Origin of the sequence: Ruminococcus gauvreauii, assembly GCF_025151995.1 — a bacterium.
GTDB classification, from domain to species: Bacteria; Bacillota; Clostridia; order Lachnospirales; family Lachnospiraceae; genus Ruminococcus_G; species Ruminococcus_G gauvreauii.
Genome location: NZ_CP102290.1, coordinates 2005762 through 2031501, shown reverse-complemented (window position 1 = coordinate 2031501; position 25740 = coordinate 2005762). Strand labels below are relative to the sequence as shown.

At 49.6% G+C, this 25740-nt stretch carries 21 protein-coding genes and 1 tRNA gene; 2 read left to right on the top strand and 20 right to left on the bottom strand.

From position 1 onward, the window contains the following. Positions 1-4 precede the first annotated feature (4 nt). The 20 genes from NQ502_RS09725 to NQ502_RS09630 form a co-directional block, all read right to left on the bottom strand. On the bottom strand, positions 5-793 hold the full coding sequence (locus NQ502_RS09725; RefSeq protein WP_028527751.1) for an electron transfer flavoprotein subunit beta/FixA family protein: 789 nt from the start codon (positions 791-793) through the stop codon (positions 5-7). A gap of 162 nt (positions 794-955) precedes the next feature. After that, positions 956-1651: a FadR/GntR family transcriptional regulator gene (locus NQ502_RS09720; protein WP_028527750.1), complete on the bottom strand. Its 696-nt coding sequence runs from the start codon at positions 1649-1651 to the stop codon at positions 956-958. 77 nt (positions 1652-1728) lie between these two features. Beyond that, positions 1729-3210: a polysaccharide deacetylase family protein gene (locus tag NQ502_RS09715; RefSeq protein ID WP_028527749.1), complete on the bottom strand. Its 1482-nt coding sequence runs from the start codon at positions 3208-3210 to the stop codon at positions 1729-1731. An 85-nt stretch (positions 3211-3295) separates the two neighbouring features. Beyond that, the gene (locus NQ502_RS09710; RefSeq protein ID WP_028527748.1) at positions 3296-4069 is read right to left on the bottom strand and encodes a TrmH family RNA methyltransferase; all 774 of its coding nucleotides are present in this window, start codon (positions 4067-4069) and stop codon (positions 3296-3298) included. A gap of 1 nt (position 4070) precedes the next feature. After that, positions 4071-4730, bottom strand: a complete 660-nt coding sequence (locus NQ502_RS09705) for a potassium channel family protein (RefSeq protein ID WP_028527747.1) — start codon at positions 4728-4730, stop codon at positions 4071-4073. Positions 4731-4739: 9 nt separating this feature from the next. Further along, positions 4740-6113: a TrkH family potassium uptake protein gene (locus tag NQ502_RS09700; protein ID WP_044983032.1), complete on the bottom strand. Its 1374-nt coding sequence runs from the start codon at positions 6111-6113 to the stop codon at positions 4740-4742. Between the two features lie 49 nt (positions 6114-6162). Continuing rightward, complete coding sequence (pfkA, locus tag NQ502_RS09695; protein ID WP_028527745.1) at positions 6163-7152, bottom strand: 6-phosphofructokinase; 990 nt, start codon at positions 7150-7152, stop codon at positions 6163-6165. 66 nt (positions 7153-7218) lie between these two features. Further along, positions 7219-10701, bottom strand: coding sequence for a DNA polymerase III subunit alpha (locus NQ502_RS09690; protein ID WP_028527744.1), 3483 nt, complete (start codon positions 10699-10701; stop codon positions 7219-7221). A 186-nt stretch (positions 10702-10887) separates the two neighbouring features. Beyond that, complete coding sequence (locus NQ502_RS09685) at positions 10888-11730, bottom strand: CvfB family protein (protein ID WP_028527743.1); 843 nt, start codon at positions 11728-11730, stop codon at positions 10888-10890. 8 nt (positions 11731-11738) lie between these two features. Next, positions 11739-12443, bottom strand: coding sequence for an acyl-[acyl-carrier-protein] thioesterase (locus tag NQ502_RS09680; RefSeq protein WP_028527742.1), 705 nt, complete (start codon positions 12441-12443; stop codon positions 11739-11741). A 124-nt stretch (positions 12444-12567) separates the two neighbouring features. After that, positions 12568-12639 (bottom strand) — tRNA-Gln (locus tag NQ502_RS09675). A gap of 148 nt (positions 12640-12787) precedes the next feature. Then, positions 12788-13975, bottom strand: coding sequence for an ABC transporter ATP-binding protein (locus tag NQ502_RS09670; RefSeq protein WP_028527741.1), 1188 nt, complete (start codon positions 13973-13975; stop codon positions 12788-12790). Between the two features lie 42 nt (positions 13976-14017). Continuing rightward, the gene (locus NQ502_RS09665) at positions 14018-15496 is read right to left on the bottom strand and encodes an FGGY-family carbohydrate kinase (RefSeq protein WP_028527740.1); all 1479 of its coding nucleotides are present in this window, start codon (positions 15494-15496) and stop codon (positions 14018-14020) included. A gap of 15 nt (positions 15497-15511) precedes the next feature. Next, positions 15512-16444, bottom strand: coding sequence for a transketolase family protein (locus NQ502_RS09660; protein WP_028527739.1), 933 nt, complete (start codon positions 16442-16444; stop codon positions 15512-15514). Further along, positions 16441-17271, bottom strand: a complete 831-nt coding sequence (locus NQ502_RS09655) for a transketolase (RefSeq protein ID WP_028527738.1) — start codon at positions 17269-17271, stop codon at positions 16441-16443. The genes NQ502_RS09660 and NQ502_RS09655 overlap by 4 nt, the downstream gene beginning before the upstream one ends. A 17-nt stretch (positions 17272-17288) precedes the next feature. Then, positions 17289-18689: an L-fucose/L-arabinose isomerase family protein gene (locus NQ502_RS09650; protein ID WP_028527737.1), complete on the bottom strand. Its 1401-nt coding sequence runs from the start codon at positions 18687-18689 to the stop codon at positions 17289-17291. Between the two features lie 14 nt (positions 18690-18703). Then, positions 18704-19621: a nucleoside hydrolase gene (locus tag NQ502_RS09645; protein ID WP_028527736.1), complete on the bottom strand. Its 918-nt coding sequence runs from the start codon at positions 19619-19621 to the stop codon at positions 18704-18706. Positions 19622-19644: 23 nt separating this feature from the next. Beyond that, entirely contained in the window at positions 19645-20484 is an 840-nt protein-coding gene (locus NQ502_RS09640; protein ID WP_044983020.1) for a carbohydrate ABC transporter permease, read from the bottom strand. A 6-nt stretch (positions 20485-20490) separates the two neighbouring features. Next, the gene (locus NQ502_RS09635) at positions 20491-21387 is read right to left on the bottom strand and encodes a carbohydrate ABC transporter permease (protein WP_044983019.1); all 897 of its coding nucleotides are present in this window, start codon (positions 21385-21387) and stop codon (positions 20491-20493) included. A gap of 64 nt (positions 21388-21451) precedes the next feature. Beyond that, complete coding sequence (locus tag NQ502_RS09630) at positions 21452-22792, bottom strand: ABC transporter substrate-binding protein (RefSeq protein WP_028527733.1); 1341 nt, start codon at positions 22790-22792, stop codon at positions 21452-21454. A 317-nt stretch (positions 22793-23109) separates the two neighbouring features. On the opposite strand from NQ502_RS09630, the gene NQ502_RS09625 reads away from it, so the two are divergent. Both NQ502_RS09625 and NQ502_RS09620 read left to right on the top strand, forming a co-directional pair. Next, complete coding sequence (locus NQ502_RS09625) at positions 23110-24117, top strand: LacI family DNA-binding transcriptional regulator (protein WP_028527732.1); 1008 nt, start codon at positions 23110-23112, stop codon at positions 24115-24117. Positions 24118-24239: 122 nt separating this feature from the next. Then, a complete protein-coding gene (locus NQ502_RS09620; RefSeq protein ID WP_028527731.1) occupies positions 24240-25709 on the top strand; it encodes a nicotinate phosphoribosyltransferase in 1470 nt (489 codons plus the stop codon). Positions 25710-25740 lie beyond the last annotated feature (31 nt).

Genomic DNA, 25740 nt, shown 5'->3' with positions numbered 1-25740 from the left:
CCTCCTAGATAAATTTTCGTTCTTTCAACATGCCGAACAGCCGGTCAGTCACTGTATCACTGTCATCGTCCCAGTATTCATGCCGCGCATCTGATGACGGCGGAAATATCCGCCGCACTTGCGTCGGGGATCCATTCAGCCCATAATGCTGCTCATCTGTATCATCCATATCCGCAAGAGACAGCACCGTGATCTCTTTGTCTGCAGATGCCATCTTCTTGAGGTAAGAGGGGAGGCGAGGCTGAAATATATCTTTGTCTACTGCAAGCAGGCACGGAAATTTCACCTTTACAGTCTCCACGTCCCTGGGCATATCCATTTCCACTGTAATACTGTCCTGTTCTGCCATCACAATACTACGTACATTGGATACGCTGGGGATTCCAAGCCATTCACTGATCTCTGCTCCTACCTGCGCCGTATCGCCGTCTGTCGTCTGTTTTCCGCAGAGGATCAGATCGAAATGTCCCGCCTTTTTGATTCCCTGAGAAAGCGTATAGCTGGTAGCAAGTACGTCCGCCCCGCCAAATTTCCGGTCGGACAGCAGAATCCCCGCGTCTGCCCCCATCGCAAATGCTTCTCTGATCACCGCCTCCGCCTGTGGCGGTCCCATGCTTATGACTGTGATTGTTCCTCCTTTTTCCTCCCGCAGCTTTAATGCTGTCTCAAGGGCATACAAGTCGTACGGATTCATCTTGGAATCCACGCCGTCCCGCATGAGAACTCCCGTCACAGGGTCTACATTCACCCTGTTCGTCTCCGGCACTTGCTTAATACACACTAAAGTTTTCATAATTTCCTCCTGAATATTTATTTCACCCCAAATTGGTAGGACCAATTTACTGCCATTATATACCTAATCCGCCGATATGTCCAGTTATTATACGGAGGATTGTGCGAAGAACCTTTAAAAAATAAAGGCGGGATGACCGCAGGGTCGCCCTGATCGTATCCGTTACCTCAGCGCAAGCTGTTCATCCACCGTCTCAAAATGAAACTTTACCGCCTGTTCCGCCCTCTCCCCGTCGCGCTCTTCCAATGCCAGCACAATCTGCTCATGCGCCTCCTGCAGCTGCTTTTTGGCTTCCTCTGAAACCATGATATCTCTGTGCATGTCACTGATAAAGGATTCCGTCACCGAACTTAAAGCCTGCAGAATCTGTATAATGGGCTTATTCTTTGAGGTGGCGGCAAGAACAGAGTGAAATCTGGCATCCAGTCCCGCATTTTTACTTCCATCGTTTTTTCGCATCTCCTTTAAGATGTCGCCCAGTTCTTCCAGTTCTTCTTCCGTTCTGTTTTGCGCCCCGAGCTCCACTGCCTTCTGTTCCAGACCCGCGCGCAGTTTGCTGATCTGCGGATATTCAACCCGCTGCAGCACAAACATCATGGAGAGAAACTCGATCAGATTTTTCTCAAAATTACCGGATATATAGTTTCCTGCACCCTGCTGGCTTTCAACCACTCCCATCATCCCCAGAGTCCGAAACGCTTCTCTGACCGTGTTGCGGCTGACTGAAAGCCTGACTGCCAGTTCACGCTCAGGCGGAAGTTTTTCTCCAAGCTGATAGTCTTCGTTCATAATCCCGTTTTTGATATAGCGGAATACTTTTTCATATGCTTTCTCATTCATCTCTTGTTTATCTGTCATTTCTGCCTCCCTGTGGAATAATAAATGCTGCCCCTGCATGAAGCTAACTGCAGGGTGCAGCATTTGCCATTGTTATATTAAAGTTCCGGTACGTTCGGCCTGCTGGTGTCATAAACCTCTGCGGCATCAAACAGATCAGCAGTCTTGCGCTGCGACGGATCTTCCATGATCTTATCCTGATACAGCCGGTAACCGTCCAGGTTCCTTCTTCCCTGACGCACATAGTTGTCACGGACCTGCACAAAGTATTGTGTGGAATCTACATTGCAGAAGAAATTATATCCTTTAGATTTCAGATAATTAAATTTCTCATTATCCGGGGCATAATCGTGCCAGTCTCCCAGATCCTCACCGTGTGCAAAGATGATCGTGTCCGTCCCGCCGACAAGCGGCGACACATAGGTCTCCCATTTTTCCGTATCCGCTTTCAGATCATCCAGCGAGATCTGCGCGATATGACGATGCCCCCAGGTATGGCTTGCAAACTCCCAGCCATCCTCCTTCATAGCATCTGCGACCTTCTTCGCCTGGGCGCATTCCTCTTCATAGTTAAAGTCAGGATGTGCATCCAACCATGCCTTCTGATCCTGCCCCAGGTGTTCCGGATCACGGCTCTCATAGACGCCGTCTGTGCGGTATCCCAGGATGCCGTTGTAGCCTGTCAGCGCAATGATTCCTTTTGCCCCGCGGTATGAAGCGTCAGGATGCTCTGCGATAAACTGATCCATCAGAGGTACAACGTCATACGCGCCAGTCGTTACGGTCCCGTCATCCTCAATGTACTCGCATGTCGGCTTACCGTTATCGTCGAGTACTACCCTGGATGCGATCCCTCTTCCATCATAGCTGTGATAGTAGGAAAGATCGTCAAGGGAAAGTACAAACGCTTTTTTGCCCGGCGGCAGCATGATCTCAGCCTTTGTAAAGTGAACCGTTCCATCCGCATCCGTCGTCTGATTCACCAGGTCGCGCAGACGGACCATCACATAGCCATTGTCGTACATTGACTGTGTGATCTTGTTGAATTCGCTGACGGTTGTCATCCATTGATTGAATCCGGCTGTCAGCGGATCGTCCGGATTACCGAAGCATTTATCAGGATCGACTACGAGCGAGTGATAGAAGATGTGCGTTACCTGATCGATATTCACCGGCACACAGCTCGCTTTTGTCGCCTCATACTCCTCGGTCTTTGCCGCCACGTCCGAATCATTTGCCGCGTCCGGAACCTCCTGGAGTTTTGCGATGGCAGCATCATAATCATACTGCGCTGCCAGCAGTTCGGCTTCAGCAAGTATGCTCTCCTTATCTCCCTGTCCGGCCTCTGTCGTTGTCTCCTTTGCTTCCTCTGTCGGCTCCGGAGCGTCTCCCTCTGTCACTCCCGGTTCATTGCCGGCCTCCTCCTGACCCGTCTGACTGTTCCCCTTCATCTGTTCAGCCAAAACCCAGATGGCTCCGCCAAGAATAACGAGCAATACAAGCAGAATGATGCTCTTCACCATCAAACGCTTCTTCTGTTTCCGACGTTTTTGTTCCTTCCTGCTTAAATTTTCTCCCATTTAATAACCCCTTTCTCTGCCAAGAACTCTGTATGGCTCCATTGTAAACGAAAATCTGACGAAAGTCGAGCCTTTTTGCAGCACTTTAACTTCTCTGCCGGTGCACCTCATACATCAGCAGAGCCGCTGCCACAGCCGCATTCAGGGACTCCAGCTTTCCCTCCATCGGTATTCTTATCCTGCGCTGGGCCCCCGCTGTCAGTTCACTGCTTAGCCCATTTCCCTCATTCCCGATTAAAAATGCCGTTCCTCCCCGATAATCTTCCCTGTCATACGTATTTTGCCCATCCAGATGTGCCGCATACGTACAGATGCCTTCTTTTTTCAACATTTTCAGAATCTCCGGCAGATCCTCCGCATACAGAAACGGCATCCGGTAGACAGAACCCATCGTGGAACGTATTGTCTTGGGGTTGTAGATATCCACACTGTTATGGCTCAGAATAATGCCGTCCACACCTGCCCCCTCTGCCGTGCGGAAAATAGTCCCCACATTGCCCGGATCCTGAAGGTCCTCCAACAGCAGCAGCAGCGGATTCTCTTTCTTCAGAAGATCCTCCTGCGTGTAATGGAACTGCCGGATCAGACAAAGGATCCCCTGCGGTGTGATGGTATCCGACATCTGTTCAAAGACCCTGTCGTCCACCACTTCACACGGCAAATGCTCCAGTTGTCCGGGGAGTCCCTTCTCACGCGCAAAAGACTCCGACATATAAACCTGCAGAATCCGCTCCCTGGGTGCCTCCAGCGCCATTTTCATGCCTTCTGCGATAAAACAGTCGTCTTCCCTTCGCAGTTTTCCTTTCTTCTGAAGTTGTATCACTCGTTTCACCTGACGGTTCGCTGTACTTGTTATCATATTACTTTAACTTGCCCTTCATTCTTTCTAAATCAATATTATTGCCGATCAGTACCATTGTTGCATTGCTGTCCAGCTGTTCATCCGGATGCAGACTGACTCTTACGTCCTCTCCTTCCTTGATTGCCGCTACATTAATGTGGTAACGGCCTCTCAAGTCCAGCTCGCGAAGCGTTTTTCCCGTCCATTGGGCGGGCATTTTCAGCTCGACCATACTGAACGCATCGGAAAGTGAAAACAGGTCTTCGAATCCTCCCGATACCAGATTTCTTGCCAGCCGGACGCCGGAATCCTGTTCCGGGAATACGACTTCGTCGGCTCCTATCTTTTTCAGTATCGTCGCATGCAGTGCACTTACTGCCTTTGCCAGTACGTACGGAACATTCGCTTCTTTTACCAGTATGGTTCCCATGATGCTCGTCTCCATATCCTCGGCAAGCGCGATTACCGCCACATCGATGCTCTCAAGCCCCAGGCTGTGAACCGCTTTCGGATTCGTCATATCCGCATGCACCGCACAGGTCACTTCATCGGCGATCGCCTCAACAATCTCCCTGTTTTTATCAACTGCGAGAACCTCGCATCCGCTCTGCGCAAGCGTCATTGCGACACTCCAGCCAAACTTTCCAAGTCCCAACACGGCATACTGTTTTTTTCCCATTCGTCTCACCTATCCTATCATAATCTGTTGTTCCGGATACTGAATCTGCTGCTTCTTCCGTTTCTTTCTGACGAGTGCCAGCATCAGGGTAATCGGCCCGATCCTCCCGATATACATGATCACCATGATAATCACCTTGCCTGCCCACGGCAGATGAGGTGTCAGGCCTCTGCTCAGCCCCACGGTGCCAAGTGCCGACACCACTTCGTACGCCGCATCCAGAAACGGAGCGTCGGCTGCCAGCGTGAGCAGCAGAGTCCCCGTAACCGCCACCGTCAGTCCCACCGACACGATAACCACCGCTGTCCGAACGTTGCTCATGGAGATCCTTCGATTAAACAGCACGATACTCTCTTCCCCCTGAATAAACATACAGACCAGCAGCACCACAAGCGCAGCGGTCGTTGTCTTCATCCCCCCAGCGGTTCCAAGCGGTGAGCCGCCGATAAACATCAGCACCATTGACAGCAGCGCTGTGGCATCTGAAAAGCTTGCCTGTGCGATGGTCTCAAACCCTGCGGTCCTTGTTGTCACCGACTGAAACAGGGCAGCCATCAGCTTGTCAGGAACCGACAGGTTACCCAGGGTTCTGGAGTTGCTCCATTCAAACATCAGAATCAGCAGTGCTCCTCCGACGACCAGAATCGCCGTCACAATCAGTACCAGCTTCGTATGCAGCCCCAGCTGGCGGTTGCGTCTTCTGTTGGCGCCCCGTCTGCTATTGATGAAATTCAGAATATCCCACCATACGATAAAACCGATGCCGCCAAGTATGATCAGCAGCATGGTTGTGATATTCATCAGGGGATTGCTGACAAACGGTTTCAGGCTGTCCGGACCGATAATATCCATCCCCGCATTGCAGAAACAGGAAACGGCATTAAACACAGACATGAAAACACCTTTTCGCAGACCGTATTGCGGAACGAGACAGCATGCATACAGCACGGCCCCGGCGCCTTCGACCGTGAGTGTGCCCAGGACAATCTTTTTAACCAGACCCACCACGCCCTCCATCTGTCCGAGGTTATAGCTCTCCTTCAAAAGCTTCTGGCTTCCCAGCGATATTCTCCTTCGCAGCGCCAGGAAGAACACGGTCATGATGCTCATAATTCCAAGACCGCCGATCTGAATCAGGATCAGGATCACAATCTTGCCGAATAAACTCCAGTGCAGCGCTGTCGTCACAGTCACAAGTCCGGTCACGCAGACAGAAGTGACCGCCGTAAACAGAGCGTCTGTATACGGCGTCGCCTGGCCGTCCGCCGCGCTAAGCGGAAGGGCGAGCAGTACACTTCCCAGTAAAATGCTCACAAAGAATCCCACAGCCACCGCCTGTTCCGCCTTTATTCTTTTTTGTTTGATGTGTAATCTGGTATCCATAATCACCTGTAAAAAATGGGGCTGCCTGCGCAGCCCCATTACCTAACTGTTATTTTGCGTAATTTGCTGACAATGATCTCGCAACTTCATACTGGTATTCCGGAATTCCTTTTTCCATAGCCAGCGCTTCGTTGATATCAAAGTCCACATATTCACCATTCTTATAAGCGACAACTCGTTTCGTCTTCCCCGCTACCAGCAGGTCGACAGCATACGCACCCATAATAGATGCATAAACGCGGTCCTTGCATGTAGGACTCCCGCCCCTCTGCATGTGTCCGAGAATTGTTGCACGCGTTCCGATTCCGGTCGCCGCCTCAATACGCTTTGCCATACTGGTAGAGTGTCCGATTCCTTCCGCATTGATGATGATATGATGTTTTTTACCTCTTTTACGGTTTTCGATGATGTTGTTGATGATTTTTTCCTCATCATAATCATATTTTTCAGGAAGAAGAATATCCTCCGCACCATTTGCAATTCCGCACCAAAGGGCTATGTATCCTGCGTTTCTTCCCATAACCTCGATGATGCTGCATCGTTCATGGGAGGTTGAGGTATCGCGGACCTTATCGATCGCTTCCATCGCGGTGTTCACTGCCGTGTCAAAACCAATCGTATAATCCGTACAGGCGATATCAAGGTCAATACTTCCAGGAACTCCAACGACATTCACGCCGAGATTTGCAAGTCTCTGTGCTCCGGCAAAAGAACCGTCTCCTCCGATCACTACCAGGCCGTCAATCCCATGGCGTCTGCAGATCTCCACCGCTTTTTTCTGTCCATCCTCTGTACGCATCTCCGCACAGCGGGCAGTATAGAGAACCGTACCTCCCCGCTCTATCGTATCTGACACGTCTTTGGCTTCCATATCTATGATTTCTTCATTCAGCAGTCCGTCGTATCCTTTTAATATGCCCTTCATATGACATCCCTTGGACAGTCCGCGCCTCACAACCGCACGGATTGCGGCATTCATACCGGGAGCATCCCCCCCGCTGGTTAAAACTCCGATGGTATTTACCTTATTATTCGCCATATTTCTTCCTCCAAAAGGGTTTAACACTTTGGTTTTTTGTATCCAATTCTGGTAATATCTTATATTTTAATGCATTTTTCCATGTTTTTCAATACTCATTTCTTTAACTTTCACATTCTGTTCCCCGTATTTGCGCGAAAGTGTATCGATCAGCCGGTCGTCAATCCCCACGTTTCTGGACGGCGGCAGCTTTTTCATCGTCTTGTCTGCACGGATAAACAGGATAACCTCATCTCTTCCGTCCGACTCCCTCAGAGTCTCATACAACCCGGCCACACTGCTTTCGTACTCTTTCTTGTCCGCAAACTGGATCCACAGCTGACGCGGTATCTCCCCAAACGGCGTGATAGATTCACAGATAAGCTTGCTGGGCTTGTCATCTTCAGCGGAAACCCGTCCTTTTATGAATACTTTCGAGTCTTCATTCATCAGATGGGCGTTTGTCTCATAGTCCCGCGGAAATACGACGACTTCCACTGTCCCCACGAGATCCTCGATCGTCAGGAACGCCATGGTCTTATTATTTTTGGTATATTTAATCGTCTTCTCCGTGATCATGCCGCCGACGATCTGTTTCGAACCGTCGGCAAGCCGGGGATATCCGGTCTCCTCATCCGGATAAAAATCCGACGTCACAGCAGAGATCTGAGCCCGCCACTGCACTTCATATTCCTCCAGCGGATGGCCGCTGATGTAGACACCCAGCACTTCCTTCTCAAACGACAGTAGAAGTTCACGGTCGAACTCACCGACATCCGGAAGCTGAATCTCATATGCATGTTTTTCTTCTTCTCCCATGATATCAAACAGGGACATCTGTCCCGTCATGGAATTTTTCTTCTCCTGGTTGACGCCGTCCAGCACCTGTGCATAAACCATCATATACTGTTTCCTGCTCCCGCCCAGGCCGTCAAACGCACCGGCCTTGATAAAGTTCTCCAGCGTACGTTTATTCACTTCTTTCCCTGTCAGACGCTCGATAAAGTTCTTGAGCGATGTGTAGGGTCCCCGCTTATTTCTCTCCTCAACAATCGCCTCCTGAACAGGCTGCCCGATTCCCTTGATAGCGGCCAGTCCGTAACGGATCGCTCCCTTCTCTACCGAGAACACCCCGACGCTCTGATTGATATCGGGGGGGAGAATGTCGATTTTCATCTGCCGGCACGTTAAAATATATTCAGAGACCTTGGACGGGTTATCCACACAGGAGGTCATCAGCGCCGCCATGAATTCAACCGGAAAATAGTATTTCAGATACGCTGTCTGATAGGAAACCACCGCATACGCAGCTGCATGTGATTTATTAAACGCATACTTTGCAAAGTCCGTCATGTCGTCGAAAATCTTATTTGCGACTTGTTCAGAAATCCCTCTGCTGACACAGCCCGGCACATGTTCCTCCGGGTTCCCATAGACAAAATTCTGGCGCTCCTTAACCATTACAGCGGCTTTTTTCTTCGACATAGCACGGCGCACCAGATCGCTTCTGCCCAGCGTGTAGCCTGCCAGGTCCCGCACGATCTGCATCACCTGCTCCTGATACACGATGCATCCGTATGTCGCCTCCAGAATCGGCGCAAGCTGCGGACAGTCATACGTCGTCGTCTCCGGGTGGTTTTTCCCTTTGATATACTGCGGAATGAAGTCCATCGGTCCCGGACGGTAAAGCGAGATACCCGCTATGATATCCTCAAGACTCCGGGGCTTCAGCTCTTTCATGAAGTTCTTCATCCCCGCGCTTTCAAGCTGAAAGACACCCTCGGTCTTTCCGGCACCGATCATCGCAAGCACTCCCGGATCATTATAATCAACGGCATCGATATTAAGTGGCTTTCCTGTACTGTGCTCTGCCAGCTTCACAGCATTCTGGATCACCGTGAGGGTGCGCAGTCCCAGAAAATCCATTTTCAGCAGTCCCAGCTCCTCCAGTGTGGTCATCGTAAACTGTGTGGTGACGGAACCATCCGACGCCTTCGACAGCGGCACATACTCATCCACCGCTTTCTGACTGATGACGACTCCCGCCGCATGCATGGATGTATGCCGCGGCAGTCCCTCCAGACGTTTGGACATATCGATCAGATACTTCATCTGAGGGTCTTCTTCATAGAGTTTCCTGAGTTCCCTGTTCATATTCAGCGCTTTATCAATTGTAATATTAAGTTCATTTGGGATCATCTTCGCAATGGAATCCACCATCGCATACGGCAGATCGAGCGCCCGCCCGACATCGCGTATCACACCGCGCGCCGCCATCGTACCAAAGGTTACGATCTGAACCACACGGTCCTTACCGTATTTCTCGACCACATAGTCGATCACTTCCTGCCTGCGCTCAAAACAGAAATCAATATCAATATCCGGCATGGATACACGCTCGGGATTCAGAAACCGCTCAAACAGCAGCTGATATTTCATGGGATCCAGCTTTGTGATGCCAAGTGTATACGATACCAGACTGCCCGCCGCAGAGCCCCGACCCGGGCCGACGATAATATCATGATCCCTTGCATATTTGATGAAGTCCCACACGATCAGAAAATAATCCACATACCCCATGGTCCGGATCGTATCCAGTTCATATGTCAGGCGTTCCCTCTGTTCCTCCGTAACCGGCTGATACAGTTCCGAAAGACCGTCGAAGCACAGTTTATTGAGATATTCCCAGGAAGTGTACCCAACCGGCACATCGTATTTCGGCAGCTTTGTGACGCCGAATTCGATCTCCACATTACAGCGCATGGCAATTTTGTGCGTATTTTTTATCGCCTGCGGCGCGTAGGGGAAAAGCTCCTCCATTTCCTCCGGCGACTTCACATAATACTGACCGCCCTCATAGCGCATCCGGTCTTCATCCTGTACCTTTTTATTCGTCTGTATACACAGCAGGATATCGTGGGACGTCTCATCCTCCGCATACGTATAGTGGATATCATTCGTACACACCAGTTCGATCCCTGTTTCCTGGCTCATTCGCACGAGCTGCTGATTGACCATCTTCTGGTTCGGAATTCCGTGGTCCTGAAGTTCCAGAAAGAAAGAATCCTCTCCAAAAACATCCCGGTAACGAAGTGCGCTCTTCTTCGCCTCATCGTACAGCCCTTTCTGAAGATAACGCGCCACTTCACCCGCAAGGCAGGCACTCAAGGCTATGATACCCTCATGATACTCCTCAAGTACTTCCAGATCTACTCTCGGCTTATAATAGAAGCCTTCCACAAATCCCTTCGAAACGATCTTCATCAGATTCTGATATCCCTGATTGTTCTCTGCGAGCAGTACCAGATGATAATATCTGTCATCCCCGCCTCCGGCCTCTCTGTCATATCTGGAATTTGGGGCAACATAGACCTCACAGCCGAGAATCGGGCGTATCCCCGCTTCCCTGGCTGCGCGGTAGAAATCGATCACCCCGTACATTACCCCGTGGTCCGTGATGGCTGCACTGTCCATCCCGAGTTCCTTCACTCTTGCCACGTACTCTTTTATCTTATTGGAACCGTCCAGAAGACTGTATTCCGTATGAACATGCAAATGTGTAAATTCCACGTAATTTCTCCTTCGTTCAATATTTTCCACGGTTATCTCTGCTGATATTATACTATAAGACCAGTTAAAGTTACAAGGTGCCTGCGAACATTTGTACCCCCGCATAATTACACGCAAAAGGCGGCTTGCAGGAGCCTCATGCCCCGCAAACCGCCTTCTGTCCGCTGCTTTTAGCCGCAGTATAATTTATTTCACGATATGAATTCTGCCGTCTCTGATCTCAATCTTCTTTTCCTTCAGGAGATGGCCCACTGCCCGTTTAAACGCCGCCTTACTCAAGCCAAACTCCCTCTTTATGACCTCCGGCGAAGCTTTATCATCAAACGGCAGGACCCCAGCGAATTCTTCGATCACACTGAAGACTGACTCTGCATCCTCGTCCATCTGAAGGTACGCTTTTTTCTGTGCTGTCAGATTCAGCTTTCCGTCTTCTTTCACCGCTGTCACACGCAGTTTCAGAACATCCCCCACGCAGTAACTTCCCTGTGCTTCCTGTTTTGGAATCAGTCCCGAGTACTCGTCAGCCACTGCCACGAACACGCCGAAATTGTCGCTGATCTCATAGACCCGCCCTTCCACTTCATCTCCTATCACATACGGAGAATTTGTCTTCAGATAATGGTAGACCTTCATGGTGGCACACAGCCTGCTGCTTTTATCGAGATAGACAGCAGCCAGCACTTCCTCTCCCGGACGAACCTTCTTCGTCTGCTCACGGAACGGAAGCAGCAGGTCCTTTTCCAGGCCCCAGTCCAGGAATGCGCCGATCTTCCCCACATCTGATACCGTGAGCACCGCTGTTTTACCGAGCTGCGCTGTCGGCTCCTTCACCGTAGCGATCGGACGGTCGCTGGAATCCCGGTAGATAAATACCTCCAGCTCATCCCCTGTTTCCGCACCCTCCGGAACCTGCTTTTTGGGAAGAAGCACGCGCTCCGCCTCTTTCTCATCCCGGCTTTCCGCCAAATAAACGCCAAAGTCTACCTTCTTTACGATTATAAGTTTCTGTTTTTTTCCTATCTGAATCATATATTCTCCTATTGAAATTCCACGACCGCGTAAGGACTTCCGTCCTCCGCGCACAGGGCCACTGTATAACTGTTCTCCTCTTTGTGTACCACAGGTATCACAACACTGTCAAGCACTGCCTGCTTTTTATATTCCGCACGCATCTGATGTATGATAAAATTATCCGGCAGGAATTCTCGCGCCATCTGGATGTACTGTCCGTTATTTACATGATGATAAACGTCAAGATGATAATGTTTTACCGTAAATTCCTGCATTTGATCACCATCCTTCGGAACCGGCACTTTACGCGGCGCATATTCCATCGGGAACTTTTCTTCTGTCACATACCCTTCTGCCTCCTCCGAATCGATCCTGGCAGGACTTCCCGACTCTGTATCGATAAAGATCCACAGGGAATTGGCATAGGATAACAGCTCTCCTTCTTCTGTCCTCAGCAGAAAATTCCGATGCCCGTAAAATCCTTTAAAGTCATACGCCCAGGTACTGACAACCAGCGGTTCCCCCATCACAGGATACCGGTTGACGCAAATTTGCCAGGAGGACAGCATCCACGCCCGTTTTTTCGCCTCCAGATGAGAAAGCCCGAGTCCCACCTCTTCCGAATGGAAATTACTGCAGTCCTGATAATAATTTAAAATACTGTTCAGCGACATCTTCCGGTCTTCACCGATCTCGCTGAACCGCACTCTGCTTTTAAATGAATATACCATCTGTTCCTCCTTATTTCCGGTTTTCAACTGTCTCATTATACACCACTGACGGATGTAAACACAATCACTCTTTCTCCGCCGGTTCTTAAAAGCAAAAAGAGCACCTCTCTCGAGATGCTCCAAGCTGGGCTACAAGGATTCGAACCTTGAAATGACGGAGTCAGAGTCCGTTGCCTTACCATTTGGCGATAGCCCAATTTCGCGACAAAATGAATTATATAGCATCCTCAAAAAAAATGCAAGTACTTTTTATAACTTTTTTAATTTTTTTTGATATCTTTCAGCTGATGCCTGCTCCGGTGCCATAATACATTATCACCGCACCAGAGCGGGGCTTCATGATACTAGATTTCAAATACATTAAGTTCTGTTTCCTTATCAAACAAATGTATCAGCTCTGCATCAAAACTAAAATGTACGGCGTTCCCTGACGAGACAGCCTTCATGTCCATTCTGGTTGTGGGGACGACCGCGATCACATCCTCACTGCCGGTTTTCATATGCAGATGCAGTTCAGAACCCATCATCTCCGACAGATCCACCATCGCCTTGATCCCAGTCTCCCCGACATTCACATGTACCGGACGTATTCCGACAATAACTTCTCTGTCCGTCACACCGTTCTCCTTCAAAAACTTCTGCCGATTTCCGGGCAGCTCAATTCTCTGTCCAAGAACCTTAACGCAGTAACTGTCATTGTCAAGTTCCAGTTTCGCATCATGAAAGAAATTCATCTGCGGAACTCCGATAAACCCGGCCACGAACATATTCGCCGGATGGTTGAAAACCTCCTGCGGCGTGCCGATCTGCTGAATAAAACCATCCTTCATGATGACGATGCGGTCGCCCAGCGTCATGGCTTCCGTCTGGTCATGCGTCACGTAGATAAATGTCGTATTGATCTTTTCCCTTAATTTAATAATCTCAGCCCGCATCTGATTACGCAGTTTCGCATCCAGATTGGACAGGGGTTCATCCATCAGGAACACCTTCGGATCCCGCACAATCGCCCTTCCGATCGCAACCCTCTGGCGCTGTCCCCCCGACAATGCTTTCGGCTTGCGGTTCAGATACTGCGTGATGCCCAGTATCCCGGCAGCCTCACGGACCTTCTTATCAATTTCACTCTTGGGAGTCTTCTTGAGCTTCAGTGAGAATGCCATATTGTCGTACACCGTCATATGTGGATACAGGGCATAATTCTGAAACACCATCGCGATATCCCGCTCTTTTGGTTCCACATCATTTACCAGTTCCCCGTCAATATATAATTCTCCCCCGGAAATCTCCTCCAGCCCCGCAATCATCCGCAGCGTTGTTGATTTTCCGCACCCGGAAGGCCCCACCAGGACAATAAACTCTTTGTCGGCAATATCCAGATTAAACTCCTGAACTGCGACAACACCTTCTCTGGTCACCTGAAGGTTTGCGCTTTTTTCCTGTTCTGTTTCTTTCTTATTTTTTCTGCGTTTCTTTTTTGTTTCTGAATGGGGATAAATCTTTTTTACATTTTTCAGTTTTACTTCCGCCATACCGATTGACTCCTTTAATAATTTAAATTCATGTTTGCGTTTCTAGGACAGAACCTTTTCTACCGCGCTCTTCCAGCCCCCGTACCGCCTGCTCCGTTCTTCGGTGACAATCCGGGGGGTGAATGTCCTGTATTCCAGTGTCTCAAAGACCTCCCTTCCCCACATCCCGAGGGCCAGTCCCGCCGCGTAAGCCGCCCCTATACCCGACAGCTCTTTTGCATCCGGTATTTTGACAACCGTGTCGGCGATATCACTCTGAAACTGCATCAGGTATTCATTGTTCGACGCGCCGCCGTCAACACGCAGTTCCTGTACTTTTACCCCGGAATCCGCACTCATTGCCCTCATGATATCTGTAATCTGATAAGCGATACACTCCAGTCCGGCCCTGACCATCTCCGGCCTTCTGGTCGTCCGTGTCATTCCCACGAATGCCGCCGTTGCATAATTATCCCAGTAAGGAGCCCCAAGCCCGGTAAATGCAGGCACAAGATAGAGGCTGTCGTTATCAGCTGCCGTTCTCGCAAGAAACTCTGTCTCTTCAGGGGATGAAATCAGATGGAGATCATCCTTCATCCACGTGATAACCGCGCCCGTATAATTCAGGTTACCCTCCAGCACATAAGATACCCGTCCACCCATTTTCCAGGCAAGCGAAGTCACCAGACCATGTGTACTCAGAATCGGACGTTCTCCAATGTTCATCATAATGGAAGACCCCGTTCCATAAGTCGCTTTCGTCATCCCGGGACTCAGACACCCCTGTCCCAGCAAAGCTCCGTGCGAGTCCCCCAGAACGCTGTGAACCGGTACGGGATTCGGTAAATAGCCTTCAAAATCCGTATTTCCAAAGTATGCATCCGAGTCACACACTTCCGGCAGGATATCCGGTCTGATACCAAACAGCCCGCAGATCTCTTCATCCCACTTCAGGCTGAACACGTTAAACAACTGTGTGCGTGAGGCATTAGAATAATCCGTCTTATACGATTTTCCTTTTGTGAGACAAAAAAGCAGCCAGCTGTCGATTGTCCCGACGCAAAGGTCTCCCCGGTTCATGGCGTTTCGCGGCGCCTCATTATTTTCCAGGATCCAGGCAATTTTCCCTGCCGGAAAATAGGGAGAAACCGGTATTCCTGTTCTGCTGTGCACGATGCCTTTTCTGTCCTCTTTTTTCACGCGTTCGCACAGTCCGGCTGCCCTGGCGCATTGCCAGACGATGGCGTCTCCATAAGGCTGTCCCGTCCTGGCATTCCACGCCATTGCCGTCTCACGCTGATTGCTGATGCCGACCCCCGCAATCTTATCCCGGTCCACACCGGTTCTGTCGATCAGCTGTTTTACCGCCTCGAGGACGTTATGGTAGATTTCCACCGGATTGTGGGACACCCAGCCGTTTTGGTCAACCAACTGTCTGTGAGGCAGCGTCACACGGCTTCTCAGCCTCCCCTCTTTGCCAAACAGGAGCGCTTTTGTCCCTTGCGTACTCTGATCAATAGAAATGATATACCGTTCACTCATATATTTTCTCCAGCCCTACCGCAGCATTTCTGCCGCCTGCGCAGCGATGCCCGCCGCATTCATCCCATAATAATCAAATACTTCTTTCGATGTGCCGGTGATCACCGGTGCATCAGGAAGTGTCAGGTTTCGTATCGGTCTTGGGCAATTTGCTCCCACGACCTGTGCAACCGCAGCACCAAGTCCTCCGGACGGCGCATGTTCTTCCACCGTGAGAACCGCCCTTGTGTTCTGCGCCGCACGGATCACGGTTCTCGTGTCCAGGGGTTTGATACAGTACATATCGATAACGGTTGCTTCTATCCCTTCCTCTTTTAGCCGCTGCGCCGCCCTGTATGCCGGATATACCATCTCCCCGCAGGCGACCAGCGTAATATCCGTTCCTTCACAGAGCACATTGGCTCTGTCCAGCTCAAACGGGCACTCTGATTCTTCATATATATCCTCTACCGGGTTGCGACCCACCCGTATGTACGCCGGCTTATCATCTTTGAGCAGCGCCTCAAACAGTTTCTTCGTCTGAAAACGGTCGCTTGGCAGGTAAACCCTCATGTTGGGTATCGCCGACATTGCGGCGATATCCTGAGCCGAATGGTGACTCATGCCGAGTGCACCGTAGCTGATCCCGCCGCTGATTCCGATCAGTTTTACATTGGTGTCAGAGTATGCCACGTCAATCTTGCACTGTTCATAGCTTCTGGTGGATAAAAAACAGGCCGGAGAAGCCGCAAACGGTTTTTTGCCGCATTTCGCAAGTCCCGCGGATACACTGACCAGATTCTGCTCCGCAATCCCCAGCTCGACAAACTGCCCGGGAAACGCGTCAGCAAACGGTGTCAGCGATGCAGACCCCCTGGAATCGCTGCACAGCACGACAATGCCTGTATCTTTTTTCGCTTCCTCCATCAGTACATCGCAGATAGCTTTTCTGTTTGGTACTGTATTCATCCCGCATACGCCTCCTTTCGCATTGCAAAATCTTTAAAAATCTGTTCCGCTTCCTGCTCTGTGGGAACTTTGTGGTGCCAGCCCGCCTTATTTTCCATGACGGCCGAACCCTTTCCCTTAACCGTATTGGCGATCAGAATACTCGGTTTCCCTCTGGTCTGTTTTGCTTCCTCAAACGCCTCATGCAGCTGTGCAATATCATTTCCGTCAGCGACATCGATCACATGCCATCCGAAGCTTGCAAATCGGTCATGCAGATTTTCATGTCCCATGACCGCTTCCGTATTTCCGGAAATCTGCAGATGATTCCGGTCCACCACCGCACAGAGATTGTCCAGATGATACTGGCTCGCAGACATAGCGCCTTCCCAGACGGACCCCTCCGCCAGTTCGCCGTCTCCCATCACCGTATAGACCCGGTAACTTCTCCGGTCCATTTTCCCTGCCAGCGCCATGCCTACACATACCGGCAGTCCATGGCCAAGAGATCCGGAGTTCATCTCAATTCCCGGCAGTTTGTTATTCGGATGTCCGATATACGGGGACCCAAATTTACTGAACATCCGGATCAGCTCTTCCTTGTCAAAAAAACCTTTTTCCGCAAGGACTGCATAATATGCCTCGACAGAATGCCCTTTACTCATCACAAACCTGTCCCGTTCAGGATCTTTTATGGTTTCCGGAGATATATTCATCTGATCAAAATACAGTGTCACCAGTATCTCCATCACACTCATGTCCCCGCCGATATGCCCGCCTTTTCCTTCTATTATCATACGGACCACATCACCGCGCAGATCATATGCCAACATACTTAATTTTTTCATGATTCTCCTCCCTGAAGTTACTCTCCGCGTAAATACGCCTTTATCTCTTCCTCAACAGGGTCGTACAGATCCGGTTTTACTCCTATATATTTACAGGCCTCATACAACACAGGCACGACATCTTTATGGATGCCGACACAGTGATGAATGTAAGGGCCCTCTACGATCTTTGCCTCCAGGCGCCTGATATTCTCAACCTCCACCCACAGGTAAGTTCCCATCCCTTTCGGTCCATCAACCCCCCTGGCATTGCCCAGCAGAAGAGAGTACTCTCCATGATCGCCGTCAAAGCGGACCAGCGTGACTTTTCCATGTTTTGCCTCCGCCGTTATGCTTCCCGGATGTTCAAATGCAAGCGGGTACGTCAGCCTGGGCCGCTCCCGTGCAACCGATATCGGCCATGGACCGCAGTGCTGCAGCAGTTCCCCGTTCTCAATATCCGAATGGCGGATCGTCCAGTCAGCAAAAAAGCTGCGCGTCTCGCCCATCCCGGCAGCCTCCACCAGCAGCGATGTGATGGCACCGTGAATATCTGTTTCACAGACCACCGGTATTCCCTCGTCACTCAGGAGTGCATTGGCCGCACACGGCATGATGCCGATCTCATTCTGCAATTGGTTCCAGCACTGTATGGCAATCGCCCCGCATCCGTACTTTTCCGCCAGACGCTTCATCGCCACCTTCAGAGCAGCAACATTTTCCAGCGCATCCTCATCGACGCAGATTTCCATATGCTCCCGGCAGTACCGGACAACTTCTTCCGCCTCCGTCCGCTCTTCTTTTACCTGTCTGATCTCGTCTGTCAGCTCCGGCATTGGAACCGGCGCCAGCTGAATGTTGAACTTTTCCAGCAGTTCTCCTTCATTGCACATGGTTGTCCAAAAATCAAACGGTCTTGTGGAAATCTGCAGAATCCGAATGCTGCGGAAGGTCTTCACAACATTGCAGACAGCAAGAAAATCCTTAATTCCCCGTTCAAACACCGGGTCATTCAGCCGGCAGTTCGTCATGTACGTAAACGGGACGCCGAACCGGCGCAGTACTTTTCCGGTTGCAAACAGTCCGCACTGCGTATCACGCAGACGCACGCCATCCGGCTCTGGACGCTCATCCAGAGGCCCCCAGAGGAGAACCGGCACCTGCAGTTCCTTTGCCAGCCGCCCGCATTCATACTCCGTGCCGAAATTACAGTGCGGCATGAACAGTCCATCGACCTTTTCACGTTTGAATTTTTCCGCTGTTTTTAACATATCCTCGTCATTATAGAGCAGACCTTCCTCATTGATGTCGGTGATATCGACAAAATCGATATCCAGCTCTTTTAAACGTTCAGCCGTAAGCCCTCTGTATCTGACCGCATCCGGGGCACTGAATATACTGCGCCGTGTCGGCGCATATCCTATTTTAATCTGACCCATGATTTCCTATATCCTCATTTCTTTTTTGATTGCTCATACAGGCTGAGCTTTGCGTAAAAGTCTTCCAGAATATATCTGGCGTCAATATCATGATACACACGGATCGGCCGGTTCTTATGGGTCTGCACATAGTGCATCTGTGCAGTAATCTCGGGTGCCTCCACCCAGGTATAACATTCCGGATGGTCCCACATCATCAGTCCCACCACCGGAGAATCCCCCAGGAACCAGACCTCCCCGCTTCTCACCTCATCGTTATACACTCTCGGGATATCCGAATTCTCCACCAGCTGGTCAAACAGATACCGGCCGATCTCGCCGCACGGACGCACCCTGTATTCCAGTTCCGCAAGCGACACCCTCATCTTCATATATGTAGGTCTTGGAACCTGCCACAGCGGAATCGTGGACTTCATCACAACATTAGCCGCATTGATATCATTTCCAAGATTGAATTCGTCTCCGCCGTTCGGGTAGCTTCCCCCGCCGATCCAGATCGCGGTCAGGCGGCCGGCAATCGCCGGTTCCATGAGATATGCAGACGCAAGATCTGTGATCGCACCCTGACACGTGACAAACAGCGGTGTCTTCTCATCCGACATTGCTTCCCGGATGATCAGTTTGGCGCCCTCCGAAGGGACAGGCGTGAATTCATCTCTCAGCGCATGTTCCGCCCCCTGAAAGATCAGTTCCTGCGGCTTCTCCATAATGTCAAAGATACGTTCGATCTCATGGCAGCTGTCCATCATGGAAGTCTTTGAAATTTCATCCCCGAAATGTACTGCGACAAATCCGCGGTTATCGAATTTGGGGGTCAGCAGCGCATGGACAATCGCATACTGGTCATCCGCCTCACATTTTGCATCTGTTGTTGTAATCACCCGTACCGTCTGTTCCGGGTAAACGTGATAGTTAAAATTGTTTTCCTGCATAATTGTCTTCTCCTTTTTAGTCATCAGCCTTTTACCGCTCCTGCCATGCCGGACACAAAGTGTTTCTGGAAGATCAGATACACGATCAGCACCGGGATAATGGAAAGCATCATCCCCGCCGTCATCAGACAATAGTCTGTACTGTACTGTCCCACAAATCCCATCAGACCTGACGGAACCGTGCGCATCGTCTGATCTGTGATCAGGATGCTGTTGATCACGTACTCATTCCATGTCGACAGGAAATCCATAATGATCAGTGTTGCGATTGCCGGTTTCGATATCGGCAGTATGATTCTCGTGAAAATTCTGAAGTTGGATGCTCCGTCAATACGGGCTGCCTCCTCAAGCTCTCTGGGTATACCCCTCATAAATCCTCTCAGCACCAGGATGCCAAACGGAATTCCGAATGCTATATACACGAAAATCAGACTCACATAGCTGTTCATCAGTCCGATTTTATTCAGCATCATGCTGAGAGGAACCAGACATACCTGAATCGGCACCATCATTCCGACCAGGAAAACAATGAACAGCTTATTCCCATGCCGGAGATTCAGCTTTGTGATGGCATACGCTGCCATGGCTTCCACCAGAATGCCGAGCGGCACCTTGATGACACAGATCAGAATGGTGTTTTTGATGTACATCCACATCTTGCCGGACGTAAATGCGTCAATATAGTTTTGTATATACCACGTCTTCGGCAAGTCGAAAATACTGGTCGCAAAAAACTCATTTTTGCTCTTCATGGACGTAAACAGAATAAACAGAACCGGCACGATCACAATGACCGCGATCGCAATCATGGCAAGCCAGAAGAAGAAGTTACCCAGCTTCATTTTTTTATGTATCGCTTTCATCTCTCGTCAATCCTCCTTCGCCATGACGATAACATACGGGATCACGATAATGATCAGCACAGCTACCATCACCCACGCCATCGCACATCCATATCCGTAATTTGTGAAGTCAAACGACTGTTTGATCATCCACGTGGACAGCGTCTGCGTGGAGTTGGCAGGGCCTCCGCCCGTCATGCTGTAGATGATATCGTACACTTTCATCGCATTAATAAATTGTGTCGCAAAAACTATGACCATCGTCTCTTTCAGCTGAGGAATCGTAATGTGGATAAACGTCTGCACCTTATTCGATCCATCAATGCTTGCCGCCTCGTACAGTTCCTGCGGAATCCCCTGCAGTCCCGCCAGCAGCAGTACCATGGCGCCTCCCGTGCTCTGCCAAAGATAGGCGATAAAGATTGCCAGAAGCGCCGTCTCCTGCTGGGACAGCCAGGGACTGGCAAGCTGTGACAGATGCAGCGTATCCAGCAGATTGTATAAAAATCCAAAGTTTGGCTGATACATCCAGACCCAGATCTGTGCGACCACGATCCCCGACAGAATATACGGAAAGTAGAAAATGCCACGGAATACCGTCCGTCCTCTGAATTTTTTATTGATCAGCAGTGCCAGAGCCATCGCTACTGCGATTCCGACGGTCACCGATAGAATTACCCAGACTGCATTATTCTTCATGGCAGTCATTGCCACGGTATCTGTGGTAAACATCTTCTTATAATTGTCAAACCCGACAAAGGTCTTCGTACTGTTTCCGCTCCATTGAAAAAAGCTCAGATACAGCGAATAGAATGTCGGAAATGCGATTGCAATCCCGTAAATCAGCAGAGCCGGTGTCAGAAACACAGCCGCATCTCGTTTATTTGCCGAAAGACAGCTTCTGGACTTTCGTTTTCTTCGCATAATGCCCCTCCCGTTGAACGCGCGGCAGAAATCATATTCTGCCGCGGGTTCTCATTTCACTTGATCAGCTGGCGCTCTGATAGGCTTCTGCCGCCGCCTGCATGGCAGCCGCTGCATCCTCGGGTGTCATAGACCCCATTGCAACCGCGTCCTGACACTCAAAGAGTTTGTCGACTACCTCCTGCGGAAGCGCCTGGTCAGTAATATTAAAGGTGCCGTATTTCATCATATCGTTGATAGCTGCGCCGAGCGGTCTGTTTTCCGGAAATTCATATCCCTTATTGCCAAGCGGAAGCTGATGAAGTTCTGCATATTTATCTACGCCTTCCTCACCAAACATATAATCTGTAAACGTCATACACGCATCGAACTTCTTCTGGTCATCGGCCAGCTTTGCATTGAACTGAATTTCACTCGCCAGCGCTGTCGCCCGCCCTGAGCCGTCATCTGCCAGCGGCAGATGGAAGACCCCGTAATTCGACAGATCCTGTCCGTCCGTCTCAATCGTGCTTTCTGTGCTGACAAAGTCTACCGTCATGGCAGCTTTTCCTGAATAGAACAGCGCCCATACATCCGAATATCCGAGAGAAACAAAACCATCCGGGAAGTATCCCTTATCTGTAAATTCCTTGAATTTTTCAAAGGATTTCACGACTGCATCACAGTCCCAGCTCGTGGACAGGGACTGCAGCTTGTCATGCTCTTCCGGTCCCGCATACATCTCAACCCAAAGCTCCAGCATACGCATGACGTCCCAGGCATCGCTGCCTGCCAGTGCAAGCGGCGTCACGCCATTTTCTTTCAGCTTTGCGCACACTGCTTCAAACTCTTCATAAGTCTGTGGCACTTCAAGTCCCAGCTCCTCGAAAATATCCGTCCGGTAATAAATCGCACCGTTGTTCCATGCCATCGGATACCCTGCAAGATTTCCATCGAGCGTCAGAAGGTCAAGGGCATTCTGTTCAAATTTATCACTCCAGTTATTCTCTTTCGCATAATCCGTAAAATCATAACTGAAGCCGTTCTCTGTATAGTAGGAAGCCAGACTTCCCCCCCAGTTGTACCAGATATCCGGCAGCGAATCCGACGCTGCGGCAACTTTCAGATTGCTCTTCTGATCATCCGTACTGTTGATCGTCACATTGACTTTAATCTCAGGATGGTCCTGCTCAAAATCAGACACGACCTTTTCTGTAAGCGCCTGATAGCTGGAGAGTGTCCAGAAACTGATCTCAACAGGATCATTTGCACCGCCCGAGGTTGTATCAGACGATTCCTCCGTCTTCTTTTTATCAGTTTCATCTGACGGATTGTTTGCTACGCCGCCTCCCGATGAGCATCCCGTCATCAGCGACACCGCCATAGCTGCCGCTGCCAGTAACGCAGTAATTCGTTTTGCTTTCATCCTAAAATACCTCCTGTTTTTTCGTGCTCCCCTTTTCGTTCACACGTAGTTTTGATTTACCTGAAGTATATCCCATCGGTGATTCCCATGTCAATGAATTATATAAATGTTTTATATAAAACGTTTATTTTTGTAATTATTATCCAAGTCAGCTTTTGTGTTTTTAGATATATTGTACATATAAATTCTTGTTTTCTTTATGATTTTATGCTTATTGTCGTTAATTATCCTGGCTATTAATGGATATTAAAACTTGACCCTAAAATGTTTAGATGATACAATGTTTAGTATAGAATACACGTGAGAGAGGTTAGTCCATGAAGGCAAGTATTAGAAAAATCAGTGAAATCACAGGCTTCTCGCCCGCCACGGTTTCCAATGCACTGAATTCCAAAAGAGGCGTTAAAAAGTCAACAGCCGATGCCATATTCAAAACCGCGCAGGAACTTGGATACTATGACAACACCAAAATCGACACCATAACATTCCTGATATACAAAAACACCGGTAAGGTTGTGACAGACACCCCGTTTTTTGAAGACCTGATAAAAGGAATCGAGACCGAAACACAGGCGCAGGGGTATGCTCTGAACATCTGTACCATTGTCGCCTCCATGCCCGAATCTCAGAAAACCCTGACGGCAATACTTAACAATCCTGCAAACGCACTTCTGATTCTGGCGACGGAACTGGCAGAAGAGGATCTGGAATTTTTTAAAACCTTTCGCGGACCGCTTGTGCTGATCGACGGCCGTTTTTCATCTTCAGATTTCAATTCTGTGTCAATTGAGAATACAGACTCTGTTTTCCATGCTGTGGAATACCTGATTAAAAGGGGACATAAAAAAATTGGATATTTAAAGAGTAATCTGAGAATTAATAACTTCAGGGAACGTGAAGAAGGATACCGGAAAGCGCTTGATCATTACAGCCTGAACTATAATCCCAAACACACCTTTCTGATGACCCCGACTTTTGACAGCGCCTTTGACGATCTCGATACACAGCTCAGCGAAACAACAGACATGCCGACTGCCTTCTTTGCCGAAAATGACATTCTGGCGCTGGGGGCGATCCGGGCATTAACTAAACATGGTTACGCTCTCCCCGATGACATCTCGCTGATTGGCTTTGATGATTTTCCATACAGTACGATCTCCACGCCTCCGCTTACGACCATCCATGTCTTCAAGCAGGAAATGGGCCAGGTTGCCATCAAGAAGCTGCTGAATATCATCGACGCGTCCGATGTCGGAGTACCGGTCAAAACGGAAGTATCCACTCAGCTTATTGTAAGAGACAGCGTAAAGGATTTAACCGTTTAAATTCACCCGCAGACCCTGTAAAACGACGTTTTTATTTACATTACATTTTTGCAGTGCTATAATATTTTCAATACTTTCTGACGTTTTTCAGTAAGAATTTACTTAAGGAGAAATCAAATATTATGCGTGCTTTAAACCTTACCCTGCTTACAGATCTCTATGAGCTGACCATGATGCAGGGTTATTTTAAAAACCCCACTGACCAGATCGTTGTTTTCGATGCCTTTTACCGCCGCAATCCATGCGAAGGCGGTTATGCCATTGCCGCGGGGCTTGAGCAGATCATCGAATATGTCCGGGACCTTCATTTCACTCCGGATGACATTGAATATTTAAAAAGCCTGAATATCTTCGAACGGGATTTTCTGGAGTATTTAAGGGGCTTTCATTTTACAGGAGATATCTACGCCATCCCAGAAGGAACGGTTGTCTTCCCAAGAGAACCTCTTCTGAAAGTCATCGCACCGGTGATGGAAGCACAGCTTCTTGAAACCGCGATCCTGAACATCGTCAACCACCAGAGTCTGATCGCCACCAAAGCGGCACGCGTCGTTTACGCAGCCCAGGGCGACGGCGTGATGGAGTTCGGTCTTCGCCGGGCTCAGGGGCCGGATGCAGGCATCTACGGCGCACGTGCCGCGGTGATCGCAGGATGTGTGGGAACTTCCAATGTACTGACCGGACAGATGTTTGACGTTCCGGTAAAGGGTACACACGCCCACAGCTGGATCATGAGCTTCCCGGATGAGTACACTGCATTTAAAACATATGCCAATCTCTATCCGGACGCGTGCATCCTGCTCGTGGATACCTACGATGTGCTGAAGTCCGGCGTCCCGAATGCAATCCGCGTATTCCAGGAGATGAAGGAGCAATATCCTGACTTTAAGGGATACGGAATTCGAATCGACAGCGGGGACCTCGCTTACCTGTCCAAGAAAGCCCATATACTTCTGGAACGCGCCGGATTTGGAGACGCCATCATCTCAGCTTCAAGCGATCTCGACGAACATCTGATTGACAGTTTGAAAGCCCAGGGTGCAAAAATCAACTCCTGGGGCGTGGGAACCAATCTTATCACGTCAAAAGACTGCCCGGCATTCGGCGGCGTATATAAACTGGCCGCGATCAGAGAGTCCGGAGACAAAGACTTCATTCCGAAGATCAAACTCTCCGAGAATTCAGAGAAGGTGACTAATCCGGGGAATAAAACAATCTACAGAATATACGACAAAGAAAACGGAAAAATAAGGGCTGACCTGATCTGCCTTGCAGATGAAGCCTTCGATGACTCCAAAGATATGATTATTTTTGATCCGCTTGAGACCTGGAAAAAGACGAAGATCGAGGGCGGCACCTATATCCTGCGTGAGCTCCTTGTCCCGGTCTTCCTGAAGGGTGAATGTGTCTACCAGTCTCCGAGCGTCATGGAAATACAGGCAATCTGCAGGAAGGAGCAGGACACACTGTGGGACGAGACACGGCGTCTTGTCAATCCGCATGAGGTATACGTCGATCTCTCAGACAAACTTTATAAGATCAAAAGCGAACTGCTGGAAGAGATGGGAACAGAAGCTTTAAAATATCAGTAACATACTTTGCCTCCGGACGTCATACGCTGTA

What these genes read in the sequence shown, in the direction of transcription:
- NQ502_RS09705 (WP_028527747.1), bottom strand. Translation starts at nt 4,730, where the DNA reads ATGGGAAAAAAACAGTATGCCGTGTTGGGACTTGGAAAGTTTGGCTGG.
- NQ502_RS09715 (WP_028527749.1), bottom strand. Translation starts at nt 3,210, where the DNA reads ATGGGAGAAAATTTAAGCAGGAAGGAACAAAAACGTCGGAAACAGAAG.
- NQ502_RS09720 (WP_028527750.1), bottom strand. Translation starts at nt 1,651, where the DNA reads ATGACAGATAAACAAGAGATGAATGAGAAAGCATATGAAAAAGTATTC.
- NQ502_RS09645 (WP_028527736.1), bottom strand. Translation starts at nt 19,621, where the DNA reads ATGCAGGAAAACAATTTTAACTATCACGTTTACCCGGAACAGACGGTA.
- pfkA (WP_028527745.1), bottom strand. Translation starts at nt 7,152, where the DNA reads ATGGCGAATAATAAGGTAAATACCATCGGAGTTTTAACCAGCGGGGGG.
- NQ502_RS09725 (WP_028527751.1), bottom strand. Translation starts at nt 793, where the DNA reads ATGAAAACTTTAGTGTGTATTAAGCAAGTGCCGGAGACGAACAGGGTG.
- NQ502_RS09635 (WP_044983019.1), bottom strand. Translation starts at nt 21,387, where the DNA reads ATGCGAAGAAAACGAAAGTCCAGAAGCTGTCTTTCGGCAAATAAACGA.
- NQ502_RS09710 (WP_028527748.1), bottom strand. Translation starts at nt 4,069, where the DNA reads ATGATAACAAGTACAGCGAACCGTCAGGTGAAACGAGTGATACAACTT.
- NQ502_RS09625 (WP_028527732.1), top strand. Translation starts at nt 23,110, where the DNA reads ATGAAGGCAAGTATTAGAAAAATCAGTGAAATCACAGGCTTCTCGCCC.
- NQ502_RS09650 (WP_028527737.1), bottom strand. Translation starts at nt 18,689, where the DNA reads ATGGGTCAGATTAAAATAGGATATGCGCCGACACGGCGCAGTATATTC.
- NQ502_RS09685 (WP_028527743.1), bottom strand. Translation starts at nt 11,730, where the DNA reads ATGATTCAGATAGGAAAAAAACAGAAACTTATAATCGTAAAGAAGGTA.
- NQ502_RS09665 (WP_028527740.1), bottom strand. Translation starts at nt 15,496, where the DNA reads ATGAGTGAACGGTATATCATTTCTATTGATCAGAGTACGCAAGGGACA.
- NQ502_RS09670 (WP_028527741.1), bottom strand. Translation starts at nt 13,975, where the DNA reads ATGGCGGAAGTAAAACTGAAAAATGTAAAAAAGATTTATCCCCATTCA.
- NQ502_RS09630 (WP_028527733.1), bottom strand. Translation starts at nt 22,792, where the DNA reads ATGAAAGCAAAACGAATTACTGCGTTACTGGCAGCGGCAGCTATGGCG.
- NQ502_RS09680 (WP_028527742.1), bottom strand. Translation starts at nt 12,443, where the DNA reads ATGGTATATTCATTTAAAAGCAGAGTGCGGTTCAGCGAGATCGGTGAA.
- NQ502_RS09660 (WP_028527739.1), bottom strand. Translation starts at nt 16,444, where the DNA reads ATGAATACAGTACCAAACAGAAAAGCTATCTGCGATGTACTGATGGAG.
- NQ502_RS09640 (WP_044983020.1), bottom strand. Translation starts at nt 20,484, where the DNA reads ATGAAAGCGATACATAAAAAAATGAAGCTGGGTAACTTCTTCTTCTGG.
- NQ502_RS09620 (WP_028527731.1), top strand. Translation starts at nt 24,240, where the DNA reads ATGCGTGCTTTAAACCTTACCCTGCTTACAGATCTCTATGAGCTGACC.
- NQ502_RS09655 (WP_028527738.1), bottom strand. Translation starts at nt 17,271, where the DNA reads ATGAAAAAATTAAGTATGTTGGCATATGATCTGCGCGGTGATGTGGTC.
- NQ502_RS09700 (WP_044983032.1), bottom strand. Translation starts at nt 6,113, where the DNA reads ATGGATACCAGATTACACATCAAACAAAAAAGAATAAAGGCGGAACAG.